Annotated in this window: 14 protein-coding genes; 6 read left to right on the top strand and 8 right to left on the bottom strand. The window is 72.6% G+C overall.

All coding sequences use genetic code 11. The annotated features are described in order from the left end of the window. Positions 1 to 16 precede the first annotated feature (16 nt). Positions 17 to 1162: a D-alanine--D-alanine ligase family protein gene (locus IEZ24_RS14545; RefSeq protein WP_129454700.1), complete on the bottom strand. Its 1146-nt coding sequence runs from the start codon at positions 1160 to 1162 to the stop codon at positions 17 to 19. A 32-nt stretch (positions 1163 to 1194) separates the two neighbouring features. Between IEZ24_RS14545 and IEZ24_RS14540 the strand changes: the two genes are divergently transcribed. The 3 genes from IEZ24_RS14540 to IEZ24_RS14530 all read left to right on the top strand — a co-directional run bounded on the left by IEZ24_RS14540 (position 1195) and on the right by IEZ24_RS14530 (position 3526). Next, positions 1195 to 2280: a trans-sulfuration enzyme family protein gene (locus IEZ24_RS14540; RefSeq protein WP_129454699.1), complete on the top strand. Its 1086-nt coding sequence runs from the start codon at positions 1195 to 1197 to the stop codon at positions 2278 to 2280. An 86-nt stretch (positions 2281 to 2366) separates the two neighbouring features. Further along, positions 2367 to 2924 carry an RNA polymerase sigma factor gene (locus IEZ24_RS14535; protein ID WP_129454698.1) on the top strand — a complete coding sequence of 186 codons (558 nt, stop codon included), beginning with the start codon at positions 2367 to 2369 and terminating at the stop codon, positions 2922 to 2924. Then, positions 2921 to 3526 carry a hypothetical protein gene (locus IEZ24_RS14530; RefSeq protein WP_129454697.1) on the top strand — a complete coding sequence of 202 codons (606 nt, stop codon included), beginning with the start codon at positions 2921 to 2923 and terminating at the stop codon, positions 3524 to 3526. The genes IEZ24_RS14535 and IEZ24_RS14530 overlap by 4 nt, the downstream gene beginning before the upstream one ends. A gap of 22 nt (positions 3527 to 3548) precedes the next feature. Here IEZ24_RS14530 and IEZ24_RS14525 read toward each other — a convergent pair whose 3' ends face one another. Further along, positions 3549 to 4550, bottom strand: a complete 1002-nt coding sequence (locus IEZ24_RS14525) for an NAD(P)H-dependent glycerol-3-phosphate dehydrogenase (protein WP_129454696.1) — start codon at positions 4548 to 4550, stop codon at positions 3549 to 3551. Continuing rightward, positions 4547 to 5326, bottom strand: coding sequence for a lysophospholipid acyltransferase family protein (locus IEZ24_RS14520; RefSeq protein ID WP_129454695.1), 780 nt, complete (start codon positions 5324 to 5326; stop codon positions 4547 to 4549). The genes IEZ24_RS14525 and IEZ24_RS14520 overlap by 4 nt, the downstream gene beginning before the upstream one ends. Positions 5327 to 5454: 128 nt before the next feature. On the opposite strand from IEZ24_RS14520, the gene cofC reads away from it, so the two are divergent. Beyond that, a complete protein-coding gene (gene cofC / locus IEZ24_RS14515) occupies positions 5455 to 6141 on the top strand; it encodes a 2-phospho-L-lactate guanylyltransferase (protein WP_224745356.1) in 687 nt (228 codons plus the stop codon). Positions 6142 to 6167: 26 nt separating this feature from the next. Here cofC and IEZ24_RS14510 read toward each other — a convergent pair whose 3' ends face one another. The 3 genes from IEZ24_RS14510 to leuC all read right to left on the bottom strand — a co-directional run bounded on the left by IEZ24_RS14510 (position 6168) and on the right by leuC (position 8963). Then, on the bottom strand, positions 6168 to 6836 hold the full coding sequence (locus IEZ24_RS14510) for an HU family DNA-binding protein (RefSeq protein ID WP_129454694.1): 669 nt from the start codon (positions 6834 to 6836) through the stop codon (positions 6168 to 6170). 112 nt (positions 6837 to 6948) lie between these two features. Beyond that, entirely contained in the window at positions 6949 to 7548 is a 600-nt protein-coding gene (gene leuD / locus IEZ24_RS14505) for a 3-isopropylmalate dehydratase small subunit (protein WP_129454693.1), read from the bottom strand. Positions 7549 to 7550: 2 nt separating this feature from the next. After that, the gene (gene leuC / locus IEZ24_RS14500; RefSeq protein ID WP_129454692.1) at positions 7551 to 8963 is read right to left on the bottom strand and encodes a 3-isopropylmalate dehydratase large subunit; all 1413 of its coding nucleotides are present in this window, start codon (positions 8961 to 8963) and stop codon (positions 7551 to 7553) included. 80 nt (positions 8964 to 9043) lie between these two features. Here leuC and IEZ24_RS14495 point away from each other — a divergent pair, with 80 nt between their 5' ends. Together IEZ24_RS14495 and IEZ24_RS14490 are read left to right on the top strand one after the other, a co-directional pair. Then, positions 9044 to 9766: an IclR family transcriptional regulator gene (locus tag IEZ24_RS14495; RefSeq protein WP_090972091.1), complete on the top strand. Its 723-nt coding sequence runs from the start codon at positions 9044 to 9046 to the stop codon at positions 9764 to 9766. A gap of 68 nt (positions 9767 to 9834) precedes the next feature. After that, positions 9835 to 10278: a hypothetical protein gene (locus tag IEZ24_RS14490; RefSeq protein ID WP_129454691.1), complete on the top strand. Its 444-nt coding sequence runs from the start codon at positions 9835 to 9837 to the stop codon at positions 10276 to 10278. On the opposite strand, the gene IEZ24_RS14485 is transcribed toward IEZ24_RS14490, so the two are convergent. Both IEZ24_RS14485 and IEZ24_RS14480 read right to left on the bottom strand, forming a co-directional pair. Further along, positions 10275 to 10757, bottom strand: coding sequence for a methylated-DNA--[protein]-cysteine S-methyltransferase (locus IEZ24_RS14485; RefSeq protein ID WP_129454690.1), 483 nt, complete (start codon positions 10755 to 10757; stop codon positions 10275 to 10277). The two genes, IEZ24_RS14490 and IEZ24_RS14485, sit on opposite strands and share 4 nt — an antisense overlap. 1 nt (position 10758) lies before the next feature. Beyond that, positions 10759 to 12243, bottom strand: coding sequence for an AlkA N-terminal domain-containing protein (locus IEZ24_RS14480; protein ID WP_129454689.1), 1485 nt, complete (start codon positions 12241 to 12243; stop codon positions 10759 to 10761). Between the last annotated feature and the right edge of the window lie 52 nt (positions 12244 to 12295).

Raw genomic sequence — 12295 nt, 5'->3', positions numbered from 1 at the left:
GTCCCCGGGCGAGGGTTCAGCGAAGGCCGGTGTCGCGGCGCAGCGCCAGCTGCACGAGCCGGTCGACGAGCTCGGGGTAGGCCATGCCGGTGGCCGCCCAGAGCTGGGGGTACATCGACGTGGGGGTGAAGCCGGGCATCGTGTTGAGCTCGTTGATCACCAGGGACCCGTCGGGCATGACGAAGAAGTCGACGCGGGCCAGGCCCTCGCACGAGAGCGCCTCGAAGGCGCGGACCGCCATCGCCCGCAGCTGCTGCTCGACCTCGGCGGGCAGGTCGGCGGGGATGTCGATCTCGGTGTGCTGGTCGGCGAGGTACTTGGCCTCGAAGTCGTAGAACTCATGGTCACCGCCGGTGCGGACCTCACCCGGCCGCGACGTCTCGGCCGGGCCCTCGAGGGTGCCGAGGACGCCGCACTCGACCTCACGGGCGCCCTCCATCGACTGCTCCACGAGCACCTTGGGGTCGTGGCGGAAGGCCTCCTCGAGGGCGTCCTCGATCTCGGAGGCGTCGTGGACCTTGCTGATGCCCATGCTCGACCCGGCCCGGGCGGGCTTGGCGAAGGAGGGGAAGCCGAGCTCCTCGACACGGGCGCGTACGCCGACCGGGTCCTGCTCGAGCTCGGCGCGGGTGACGACGATGCCGGGCGTCACCGGCAGGCCGGCAGACTGGAGGACGACCTTCATGAAGGCCTTGTCCATGCCGACCGCCGACGCCAGGACGCCGGACCCGACGTAGCGCACGCCTGCCATCTCGAGCATCCCCTGCAGGGTGCCGTCCTCGCCCCACGGCCCGTGGAGCAGCGGGAAGACCACGTCGACCTCACCGATCACCGACGGGACGCTCGACGGCTCGGTGACCACGAGGTCGGTGCCGGTGGTCGCGCCCATCAGGGCGACGGGCGAGCGGTCGGCGTCGACCTCGGGGAGGTCCTTGCCCCGGATCGCGAGCCGGCCGGGCTCGTCGGCCTCGAGCACCCAGCGGCCGTCGGTGGCGATGCCGACCGGCACCACGTCGTACGCCTCGCGGTCGATCGCGGCCAGCACGCTCCCCGCGGTGACGCACGAGATGCCGTGCTCGGAGGAGCGGCCGCCGAACACCACGGCGACGCGCGGCTTGCGCCCGTGCTGGTCGGCGGTCTTGTCAGGGGAGGTGTCGTTCATCGGCACGACCCTATCCACCTACGCTGGCGAGCATGGCTGCAGACCCGTCCCCGACCTCGTCCCTCCGGCCCGGCACCATCGCCGTCACGGCCGGGCGCCCGGACCGGGAGCCAGACGCCCCGCTCAACACCCCGATCACGATGGCGGCGACCTACGTCGCCGGCGGCGAGGTGGAGTACGGCCGCTACGGCAACCCCACGTGGACGGCGCTCGAGGACGCCCTCGGCGCACTCGAGGGCGGCCGGTGCCTGACCTTCGCCTCCGGCCTCGCGGCCGTGGCCACCGTCCTCGACCTGGTCGGCAAGGAGGGCAGGGTCGTGGTGCCCAAGCACGCCTACACCGGCACGATCATGCAGCTCGCCGACCTCGAGTCCCGCGGCCGCCTGACGGCCGAGATGGTCGACATCACCGACACCGATGCCGTCGTCAAGGCGTGCGACGGCGCGGCCCTGGTGTGGCTCGAGTCGCCGACCAACCCCGCGCTGGAGATCGCCGACATCCCCACGATCACCGCCGCGGCGCACGAGGCCGGGGCGTACGTCGTCGTCGACAACACCTTCGCCACTCCCCTGCTGCAGCGGCCGCTCGAGGACGACGTGGACCTCGTCGTGCACTCCGCGACCAAGTACCTCGCCGGCCACTCCGACGTGCAGATGGGCGCCATCGTGACCCGCGACGACGAGCTCTGGACCGTGCTCAAGGGGCGGCGCGACCTGGTCGGTGCGATCCCCGGCCCGTTCGAGGCGTGGCTCACGCTGCGCGGCCTGCGGACGCTCCACCTGCGCGTCGAACGCTCCCAGGCAAACGCCCAGGAGCTCGTACGCCGCCTCGGTGAGCACCCGGCCCTCTCCGAGGTGCGCTACCCCGGCTTCGGCGGGATCGTCAGCATCGTGCTCGCCCAGGGCGAGATGGCCGCCGACCTGCTCAGCCGCAAGACGCGCGTGTGGGTGCACGCCACCTCCCTCGGCGGCGTGGAGTCGAGCCTCGAGCGCCGGCGTCGCTGGAAGGCGGAGGCCGCGACGATCCCCGACGGGCTGGTCCGGCTGTCGGTCGGCATCGAGGACGTCGAGGACCTCTGGGAGGACCTGCGCGCCGCGCTCGACGGGTGCGTCGGCTGACGCGAGTCCGCCGCGCGTGCGCGCGCCGTGTCGGCGTGGACACGCGCCGGGTGTAACGCTTCGGCACCATGGGGCGAAGAACTGGCATGGAGACCCCCTCGGACATCCCCGCCATCGGCCGGGACCCCGACGCCTTCGAGTCGTTCTACCGCGAGCACCTGCCGTGGGTGCGTCGCTTCGTCGCGCGCCGCGTCGACGACCCGCACGCCGCAGCGGACCTGACGGCCGACATCTTCCTCGCAGTGGTCGACGGTGCCGCCGGCTATCGCGAGGACCTCGGCAACCCCTCGGCCTGGCTCGCGGGGATCTCGCGCAACGCCGTCGCCGACCACCACCGGCGACGGGCCCGCGAGTCACGCGCGAACGCCCGCATCAGTGGCCGTGCACTTCTCGACGACCACTCCACCGAGCTGCTCTCGGACCGCATCGACGGTGAGCGCCTGGCCCGCGAGCTCTACGTCTCGCTGGCGTCACTGCCCGACAACCAGCGCGCCGTCGTCGAGCTCGTCGCCGTCGACGGCCTCAGCCTCGCCGAGGCGGCGCAGGCACTCGGCATCTCCGCCGGCAACGCCCGGGTCCGCTACCACCGGGCCCGCGCCCGGCTCAAGGACGTCCTCCCCAGCCCCTTCGAGGTGATCGCATGAACACCCAGCTCGACACGTACGAGACCCGGCTGCTCGCCGAGCTCCGGCGCGAGGTCGCCACCGCGACGGCCACCGAGGCCGTCCCCGCTCCCGGGCGTACGCACCGTCGCGCCCTCGCCATCGCGGCGGGCGTCGCCGCTGCCACGGTGGTCGGCGTCGTCCTGGTGCCCGGGCTCGGCACCACGCCGGCGTACTCCGTGCAGGAGGGCAACGCCGGCGAGGTCGAGGTGCAGGTCAACCGACCCGAGGACGCCGCTGGGCTCGAGCGGGCCCTCGAGGACCGCGGCATCGCCGCCGACATCACGTACCTGCCGGAGCTGCAGCAGTGCGCCGAGGGGCGCTTCACCGAGGTCGCGCGTGAGGTGGGCCTGTCGCTGTCGATCGGCGAGGACCTGGTGCGCGTGACGCTGCCACCCGGCGCGGTGCGTGACGGCGAGACCTTCGTGATGGTCCTGTCGGTCGAGGCGATGACGCAGGACGAGCTCGCCGAGGTCGCGGAGCGCGAGGGGCAGCGGGTGGTGGAGGGGACGAGCTCCTCGGTGTCGGCGGAGGTCGCGAGCGGGACCGTCGGCGCGTGCACACCAGTGCCGGCATCGGGCTGAGGCCGCTCGACCACCGGCAGACCTAGCCCATCTCGGCCTTGGTGTCGCGGGCGATGAAGGAGTTCATCATGTCGAGCGCGGTCATCTTGCCGTCGACGACGGCGTCGACCGCCTCGGCGATCGGGGCGTCGACGCCCGTACGGCGGGCCAGCTCGAGCAGCGACTTGCAGGACTTCGCGCCCTCGGCGACCTGGCGGGTCGAGGCGTAGATCTCCTCGGTGGTCATTCCCTGGCCGAGCCGCTCGCCGAAGGTGCGGTTGCGCGACAGGGGCGAGGAGCAGGTGGCGACCAGGTCACCGAGGCCGGCGAGACCCATCAGCGTCAGCGGGTTCGCGCCCTGCGCGGTCGCGAGTCGGGCGGTCTCGGCGAGGCCGCGGGTGATGACCGAGGCCGTCGTGTTGTCGCCGAAGCCCAGCCCGACGGCCATTCCGACGGCGAGGCCCACGACGTTCTTGTAGGCCCCTCCGATCTCGCAGCCGAGGACGTCCACCGAGGTGTAGGGCCTCCACGACGGGCCGTGGGTGATGGCCTGGATGTGCTTGGCTCGCTCCTCGTCGAGGCAGGCGACCACGGAGGCGGCCGGCTCACGGCGGGCGATCTCGCGCGCGAGGTTGGGTCCGCTGACGACGGCGATCCGGTCGGCGGAGGCGTCGGTGACCTCCTGGATCACCTCGCTCATCCGCATCAGGGAGCCGAGCTCGACACCCTTCATCAGCGACACCAGCGTCGCCTTCTCCGGCAGGACCGGGGCCCAGGCAGTGAGGTTCTCGCGCAGGCTCTGCGACGGCACCGTGAGCACCACGACGTCGGCGTCGGCCGCGACCTGCTCGGGATCGGTGGACGCCGTGATCGACGGCGGCAGCTCGATGCCGGGGAGGTAGTCGGTGTTCTCCCGGCGTTCGTTGATCGCCTCCACGACCTCGTCGCGCCGGGCCCACAGCGACACGTCGTTGCCGGCGTCGGCGAGCACGAGCGAGAACGCGGTGCCCCACGATCCGGCACTGAAGACTGCGATCTTGGTCATCGGCTGCGCTTCCTCTTCGTTCGGTGGCGTTCGTCGTAGGGGTTGCCGATCTCGCGCACCCCGCTGGCACGCGGGTCGTAGCGCCGGTCCGGGGCCGGCTCGTGACGGATGTCGGCGACGAGTGCGGTGATGGCCGACATGATCCGTTCGGTGGCCTGCGCCGTCGTCTCGGCCGACGGTGGTCTGGCGACCAGGTCGTCGAGCGGCACGGGGTCGCCCGCCTTCATCACGATGTTCTTGCGCGGGACCAGGTGCGGCCGCTTGGTGTAGGGCGGCAGCACCTCCTGTGCGCCCCACTGCCCGACCGGGATGACCGGGCAGCCGGTGGCGAGGGCGATCCGGGCGGCACCCGTCTTGCCCTTCATCGGCCAGAGGTCCGGGTCGCGGGTGAGGGTGCCCTCGGGATAGATCACGATGCACTCGCCGTCGCCGATCGCGCGCACCGCGGCGTCGTACGCGCCGATCGCGTTGCGCGTCAGCCGCTCGACAGGGATCTGGCCGGCGGAGGTCAGGAACCCGCCGAGGTACTTGTTGGTGAAGAGGCTCGACTTGGCGAGGTAGCGCGGGAGCCGGCCGTGGTCGTACACGAAGTGCGCCGACAGCAACGGGTCCACGTGCGAGATGTGGTTGATCGCGACGATGCACCCGCCGGTGGCGGGGATCTTCTCCCCGTCGATCCACGTGCGCGACGTGGCCGAGAGCAGGGTGGGCTTGAGGATGGCCGCCGCGACGGTCATCGCCCAGCCGCGCGGCTGCTCCAGCTTCCTGACGCGCACCGTCTCCCTCTCGACCAGATCTCCCGCGGGCCGTGCCCGGACGCTCCCTGCGTCGCGAGCAGGCTACTCGGTCACCCCGGTGCGCGGACCCCACCGGCACGCTGGTCGGGGATGGGAGAATCGCCGCGATGGTTGCTCCGATGCCCGCTCCCCCGCCGCCCGCGTCCGTCCCGCCCCGGTGCGTGGTCGTCGTGCCCGTCAAGCCGCCTGCCGTCGGCAAGTCCCGCCTGGCCGGGCTGAGCGACCCGGCACGCCGCGACGTGGCGGAGGCGTTCGCGCTCGACACCGCGCAGGCAGCCGCGGCGACGCCCGGCGTGGAGGCCGTGCTGGTCGTCACCGACGACTTCCGGCTGGCGTCCTCGATGCGCGCGCTCGGCTGCGAGGTGATGCCCGACGGGACCAGCGAGGACCTCAACGCGACCCTCGTCCAGGCCGTCGCCGAGGTCGCGCGTCGCTGGCCGGGCGCGGTGCCGGTCGCCCTGTGCGCGGACCTGCCCGGGGTTCGGCCGGTCGAGCTCGCGACGGTGCTCCGAGAGGTGGCCTGGCACGTGGCTGCCGGACGGTCCGCGTTCGTGCCCGACCGCGCCGGCACCGGCACGACCCTGTACGCCGCGCCCGTCGAGCACTTCGACCCCCGCTTCGGCGTGGAGTCGGCCGCGCGCCACCGCGGCGCCGGCGCCGTCGAGGCGGGCACCGCCGCCACCAGCGTGCGTACGGACGTCGACGACCTCGCCGACCTCGACGCCGCACTGCTCGCGGGCGTCGGGCCCCACACCTCGCGTGCATGCGAAGGGCGGGCCACCCCGCTGGGGTGACCCGCCCTCTGCTCCGAGCCCGCGGCTCAGGACTTCTTGGCGGTCTTCTTGGCCGGCGCCTTCTTGGCCGGTGCCTTCTTGGCGGGCGCCTTCTTGGCGGCGGCAGTCTTGGCCGGTGCGGTCTTCTTGGCCGTCGTCTTCTTGGCGGCGGTGGCGGCGGAGGCCGACGTCGACTTCTTGGCGGCCGTCGTCTTCTTGGCCGGCGCCGACTTCTTGGCGGCGGTCTTCTTGGCGGGGGCCGCCTTCTTCGCCGGGGCGGACTTCGTGGCGGTCGCCTTCTTCGCCGGCGCCGCCGACTTGGACGCCGTCGACTTCGCCGGGGCGGCCTTCTTGCCGGTGGCGCTGGCGACGGCGGCGGCCGCGGCTCGTACGCCGGGCGGCTTGGGCATGGTGGCGGCGGTCAGCTTCGGGAGCTTCTTCGCACCCGAGATGACGTCCTTGAGCTCCTTGCCGGCGGAGAACTTCGGCACGGCCTTCTTCTTGGACTTCATCCGCTCGCCCGTCTGCGGGTTGCGCACCCAGCGCGCGTTGCGGACGGCCTTCTCGAAGGAGCCGAAGCCCGTGATCGCGACCTTCTCGCCCTTGGCGACCTCACGGGTGATGGTGTCGAGCACCGACTCCAGTGCGTGGGCCGCCTGCTTGCGGTTCCCCTCGTAACGCGCGGCGAGCGCGTCGATGAGCTCTGACTTGTTCACTAGCTTCCCTTCCCAATGAACCTGGCGCCGAGCTCGTGCTCGACTCTCCAAGGCACGCTAGGCACATGGAAGGGTGAGAACAATCACCAAAGCCCCTGTTTGTAGGGGTTTTTCAGGCGGTGACGGGCTTCCAGCCCGGCCGTCCCACCTCGAAGGCGGTGATCGTGTCGTCGTGCGAGAGCGTGATCCCGATGTCGTCGAGGCCCTCGAGGAGCCGCCAGCGCGTGTAGTCGTCGATGTCGAAGGAGTCCTCGACGGCGTCCTCGCCGGCGCCTGCGCGGACCGTACGGCTCTCCAGGTCGACGGTGATCTCGCCGCCAGGGTTGTCCTCGAGCCAGTCCCACAGGCGCTGCACGACCTTCTCGTCGACCTGCGCCGCGAGCAGGCCGGCCTTGCCGGAGTTGCCCCGGAAGATGTCGGCGAAGCGCGAGGAGATGACGACCTTGAAGCCGTAGTTCTGCAACGCCCACACGGCGTGCTCGCGCGAGCTGCCAGTCCCGAAGTCGGGACCCGCGACGAGCACGGAACCGCCGGCGTAGGTGGGGTTGTTGAGCACGAAGTCGGGGTCGTTGCGCCAGGCGGCGAACAGCCCGTCCTCGAAGCCGGTGCGCGTCACGCGCTTGAGGTAGACGGCCGGGATGATCTGGTCGGTGTCGACGTTGCTGCGCTTGAGCGGGACGCCGACGCCGGTGTGGGTGGTGAACTTGTCCATGGTCAGGCTCCGATCGGCGTGAGGTCGGCAGGGGACGAGAGGGTGCCGCGCACCGCCGTCGCGGCGGCGACGGGGACGGACACGAGATGCGTACGACCGCCCTTGCCCTGCCGGCCCTCGAAGTTGCGGTTGGACGTCGACGCGCTCCGCTCGCCGGGTGCGAGCTGGTCGGGGTTCATGCCCAGGCACATCGAGCACCCCGCGCCGCGCCACTCGGCACCGGCGGCGATGAAGACCTTGTCCAGTCCCTCCGCCTCGGCCTGGAGGCGTACGCGCACCGAGCCGGGCACCACGAGCAGGCGGGTGTCGGCGGCGACCGTACGGCCCTCGAGGATCGACGCGGCCAGGCGCAGGTCCTCGATGCGGCCGTTGGTGCAGGAGCCGACGAAGACGGTGTCGACCTTGACCTCGCGCAGCGGGGTGCCGGCCTCGAGACCCATGTACTGGAGGGCCTTCTCGGTCGCGACCTTGTCGTTGGGCTCGTCGAAGTCGTCCGGGCTCGGCACGGAGGCGCCGAGGGGTGCGCCCTGGCCGGGGTTGGTGCCCCACGTGACGAACGGCGTCATCGTGGACGCGTCGAGCTCGATCTCCTTGTCGAAGACGGCGTCGTCGTCGGTGCGCAGCGTCTTCCAGTGCGCGACCGCGGCGTCCCAGTCGGCGCCCTTCGGGGCCTCCGGCTTGCCCTCGATGTAGTCGAAGGTCGTCTGGTCGGGGGCGATCAGGCCAGCCTTGGCGCCCCACTCGATCGACATGTTGCACACGGTCATCCGGCCCTCCATCGAGAGCTCCTCGATGGCCTGGCCGCGGTACTCGACGATGTAGCCCTGGCCGCCGCCGGTGCCGGTGTGGGTGATCAGGGTGAGGACGAGGTCCTTGGCGGTGACGCCCTCGGGCAGGCTGCCGTTGACGGTGACGGCCATGGTCTTGGGCCGGGCCTGCGTCAGCGTCTGCGTGGCCAGGACGTGCTCGACCTCGGAGGTGCCGATGCCGAAGGCGATCGCGCCGAACGCGCCGTGCGTGGAGGTGTGCGAGTCGCCGCACACGATGGTCATGCCCGGCTGGGTCAGACCGAGCTGCGGACCGACGACGTGGACGATGCCCTGCTCGACGTCGCCGAGCGGGTGGAGTCGTACGCCGAAGTCGGCGCAGTTCTTGCGCAGCGTCTCGACCTGCGTGCGGCTCACCGGGTCGGCGATCGGCTTGTCCCAGTCGACGGTCGGGACGTTGTGGTCCTCGGTCGCCAGCGTGAGGTCGGGGCGGCGCACCGTACGGTTGGCGAGGCGCAGGCCGTCGAAGGCCTGCGGCGAGGTCACCTCGTGGAGGAGGTGGAGGTCGATGTAGAGCAGGTCGGGCTCTCCGGGGGCGCTCCGGACGACGTGCTCGTCCCAGACCTTCTCGGACAGGGTCTTGCCCATGACACAAACTCCTTCTGCTGCATTGCGGTGGGACGACGCTACATCTTGCATCCCACTCTCTGAGATGAGAATATCGGCATATGGACAACGGATCTGGTGTCGGAGTGCTGGACAAGGCCGCTCTCGTGCTCGCGGCCCTCGAGGCCGGACCGGCCACGCTGGCCGGGCTGGTGGCCGGCACCGGGCTGGCCCGACCGACCGCGCACCGCCTCGCGGTCGCGCTCGAGCACCACCGTCTCGTGGCCCGCGACATGCAGGGTCGCTTCGTGCTGGGCCCGCGCCTCGCGGAGCTCTCCGCTGCGGCCGGCGAGGACCGCCTGCTGGCGGCTGCCGGCCCGGTCCTGGCCCGATTGCGCGACATCACCGGCGAGTCGGCTCAGCTCTGGCGCCGGCAGGGCGAGCACCGCGTGTGCGTCGCCGCCGCCGAGCGCCCGTCGGGCCTGCGCGACACGATCCCGGTCGGCTCGCAGCTCACCATGAACGCCGGCTCGGCCGCCCAGATCCTGCTCGCCTGGGAGGACCCGGAGCGGATGCACCGCGGCCTCCAGAACGCCGCGTTCTCCGCGACGGCGCTCTCGGGCATCCGCCGCCGCGGCTGGTCCCAGTCGGTCGGCGAGCGCGAGCAGGGCGTCGCCTCGGTCTCGGCCCCGGTCCGCTCCCCCGGCGGCAAGGTCATCGCCGCGGTGTCGGTCTCCGGCCCCCTCGAGCGGCTCTCGCGCCAGCCCGGCCGGATGCACGCGCCCGCGGTCCTCGCCGCGGCCGACCGGCTCTCGGAGTCGCTGCGGCGGGCCGCCTCGGAGTAATCCGCGCTGATCGCGGCCTGAGTACGCCGGCGGTGTCGTCTCGCAGCAACGAGGGGCAGGCTGGCGACATGGGACATCCCGCCGTCGTCATCGCCGTCCGAGTCGTTGTCCGCCTGGTCGTGATGGGTGCCGCCCTGACCGGCTACTACGCTGCCAACCCCATCCTCTTCCCGGACGACGGCGGTGGGGCGAACATCGGCGCGGGCCTGATCGGCTTCGGCCTCGTCGTGCTCGTCAGCTTCGCATGGGCGAACGTCGACGGCAGGCGTCGGGGCGCGGGGCCGACTGCGGCGACTTGGGCGATCGTGGCCATGGCGTTCGGGCTGCTCTGGCTGCTCGGTCTTGCGACGATCGAGGCCGACGACAGCATGAGCCTGGCCGAGCGCGTGCGGTTCGATGCCTTCCTTGCCGTCTGGACCGCCGGCCTGGTCTTCCTGCCTGCCGGGGTGGGGGCGGCAGTCGGCGGCACGGCTCACCGTCCGGACGGCCGGCGCGGGCCCGACGAGACCTAGAACAGCGCGTCCTGCTCCAGCTCGAGGAGCTGCTGCTTGCGCTCGAGCCCACCGGCGTACCCGGTGAGGGTGCCGTTGGCGCCGATGACGCGGTGGCACGGCACGACGATGGGGATGGGGTTGCGGCCGTTGGCCAGCCCCACCGCACGCGAGGCGGCGTTGGTCATGCCGAGCCGTCCGGCGACCTCGCCGTAGGACGCGGTCTCGCCGTAGCCGATCTGCGCCAGCTGGCTCCACACGCGACGCTGGAAGTCCGTGCCGGTGGGCGCGAGCGGCAGGTCGAAGTCGGTGAGCTCGCGGTCGAAGTACGCCGTGAGCTGGCGTACGGCCTCGGCGAGCACGGGCTCGTCGTCGGACCGGGCGCCGAGCGGGCGGCCGTCGGACGGGGGCAGGAACGGCGAGAACTCGATCGCCACGATCGAGCCGTCCCGCTCGACGATGCGCAGGTCGCCCACGGGCGAGGGCATCACGGTCCACATGTCAGTTCTCCTCCGGTGAGCCGGTGGGCTCGGGCGTGTCGGGCATCAGGGTGTTCCACAGGTGCATCAGGGCGTACGAGCGCCACGGCCGCCAGCCGGCGGGGTCGGGGTCGCCGCCGAGGTCGGCCAGGACCCGGCGCACCGCCAGGTCCGTCGGCAGGAAGACGTCGGGGTGCCCGAGCGCGCGCATCGCCACGTAGTCGGCCGTCCAGGGGCCGATCCCGGGCAGCTCCAGCAGCGCGCGGCGTACGTCGTCGCGGTCGGGACCCCGGTCGAGCAGGACCCGGCCGTCTGCCAGCGCCGCGGCGAGGCCGACGAGGGCACGGCCCCGGGCGCGCGGCATCGGCAGCGTGGCCGGGTCGACCGCGGCGAGCGTCGCGGCGTCGGGGAAGAGGCGGGTCAGGCCCGGCACGGTCGTCGCGACGGCCCTGCCGTGCTCCGCCACGATCCGGCCCGCGACGGTGCGCGCGCCCGTGACACTGACCTGCTGGCCGATGACGGTGCGGATCGCGGTCTCGTCCCCGTCGACCTGGCCCGGCACGCGCAGGCCCGGTGTCGCGCGGACGAGGACGCCGAGGACGGGGTCGGCTCGCAGGTGCTCGTCGACCGCGCGCGGGTCGCAGTCGGCGTCGAGCAGGCGGCGTACGCGCTCGCTGGCGGCCGCGGTGTCGCGCAGGTCGTCGAGGCGGAACTCCGCCGTGACGAACCCGGTGCCGCCCTCGGCGAGGTCGGCGAGCTCGAGCCGTACGGTGCCCGCCCCGTGGGGCAGGTCGAGGGTGCGGGCGTACCACCCCGGACCGGCGACCTCGACGCCCGGCACGAGGTGGAAGGCGAGGAAGTCGAGCAGCCGTCGACCGGCGAACGGCGTGCGCACGGGCAGGCGCATGGTGACGGCCCCGGCGCTCGGGGCGCCCGTGCGCCGCCCGCGCAGCTCGCTCGGCGAGGCGGCGTAGATCTCGCGCAGGGTCTCGTTGAACTGGCGCACGCTGGCGAAGCCCGCGGCGAACGCGACGTCCGTCAGCGGGAGGTCGGTGGTCTCGATGAGGACCCGGGCGCTCTGGGCGCGACGGGCGCGCGCCAGCGCGAGCGGCGCGGCACCGAGCTCCTGGGTGAGCAGCCGGCCGAGGTGGCGCGGGGTGTAGCCGATGCGACGGGCGAGGCCCTCGACCCCCTCGCGGTCCACGAGGCCGTCGGCGATGAGCCGCATCGCGCGGCCCGCGACGTCGGCGGCGACGTCCCACTCCGGGCTGCCGGGTGTCGCGTCGGGCAGGCAGCGCTTGCAGGCGCGATAGCCGGCGGCGTGCGCACTGGCCGCGGTGGGGTGGAAGGTCACGTTGCCGACGGCGGGGGTCCGGGCCGGGCACGACGGCCGGCAGTAGATGCCGGTCGTGCGCACCGCGGTGTAGAACACGCCGTCGAAGCGGCGGTCCCGGCTCCGGACCGCGCGGTAGCACGCGTCGGTGTCGAGGTGTCCGGTCGGCGTCATGCCCCGAGCCTGTCAGTCCGGGGCACGCCGCACCAGCGGAAAACGGACACCG

It is taken from the genome of Nocardioides ganghwensis, from assembly GCF_014779655.1.
In the GTDB taxonomy this organism is placed as follows: domain Bacteria; phylum Actinomycetota; class Actinomycetes; order Propionibacteriales; family Nocardioidaceae; genus Nocardioides; species Nocardioides ganghwensis.
This window is presented reverse-complemented; position numbering and strand designations above follow the sequence as displayed.

Excerpts from the sequence above, each read along its gene's own strand:
- IEZ24_RS14545 (WP_129454700.1), bottom strand. The coding sequence starts at position 1,162 with ATGAACGACACCTCCCCTGACAAGACCGCCGACCAGCACGGGCGCAAG.
- IEZ24_RS14540 (WP_129454699.1), top strand. The coding sequence starts at position 1,195 with ATGGCTGCAGACCCGTCCCCGACCTCGTCCCTCCGGCCCGGCACCATC.
- IEZ24_RS14535 (WP_129454698.1), top strand. The coding sequence starts at position 2,367 with ATGGAGACCCCCTCGGACATCCCCGCCATCGGCCGGGACCCCGACGCC.
- IEZ24_RS14530 (WP_129454697.1), top strand. The coding sequence starts at position 2,921 with ATGAACACCCAGCTCGACACGTACGAGACCCGGCTGCTCGCCGAGCTC.
- IEZ24_RS14525 (WP_129454696.1), bottom strand. The coding sequence starts at position 4,550 with ATGACCAAGATCGCAGTCTTCAGTGCCGGATCGTGGGGCACCGCGTTC.
- cofC (WP_224745356.1), top strand. The coding sequence starts at position 5,455 with ATGGTTGCTCCGATGCCCGCTCCCCCGCCGCCCGCGTCCGTCCCGCCC.
- leuD (WP_129454693.1), bottom strand. The coding sequence starts at position 7,548 with ATGGACAAGTTCACCACCCACACCGGCGTCGGCGTCCCGCTCAAGCGC.
- leuC (WP_129454692.1), bottom strand. The coding sequence starts at position 8,963 with ATGGGCAAGACCCTGTCCGAGAAGGTCTGGGACGAGCACGTCGTCCGG.
- IEZ24_RS14495 (WP_090972091.1), top strand. The coding sequence starts at position 9,044 with ATGGACAACGGATCTGGTGTCGGAGTGCTGGACAAGGCCGCTCTCGTG.
- IEZ24_RS14490 (WP_129454691.1), top strand. The coding sequence starts at position 9,835 with ATGGGACATCCCGCCGTCGTCATCGCCGTCCGAGTCGTTGTCCGCCTG.
- IEZ24_RS14485 (WP_129454690.1), bottom strand. The coding sequence starts at position 10,757 with ATGTGGACCGTGATGCCCTCGCCCGTGGGCGACCTGCGCATCGTCGAG.
- IEZ24_RS14480 (WP_129454689.1), bottom strand. The coding sequence starts at position 12,243 with ATGACGCCGACCGGACACCTCGACACCGACGCGTGCTACCGCGCGGTC.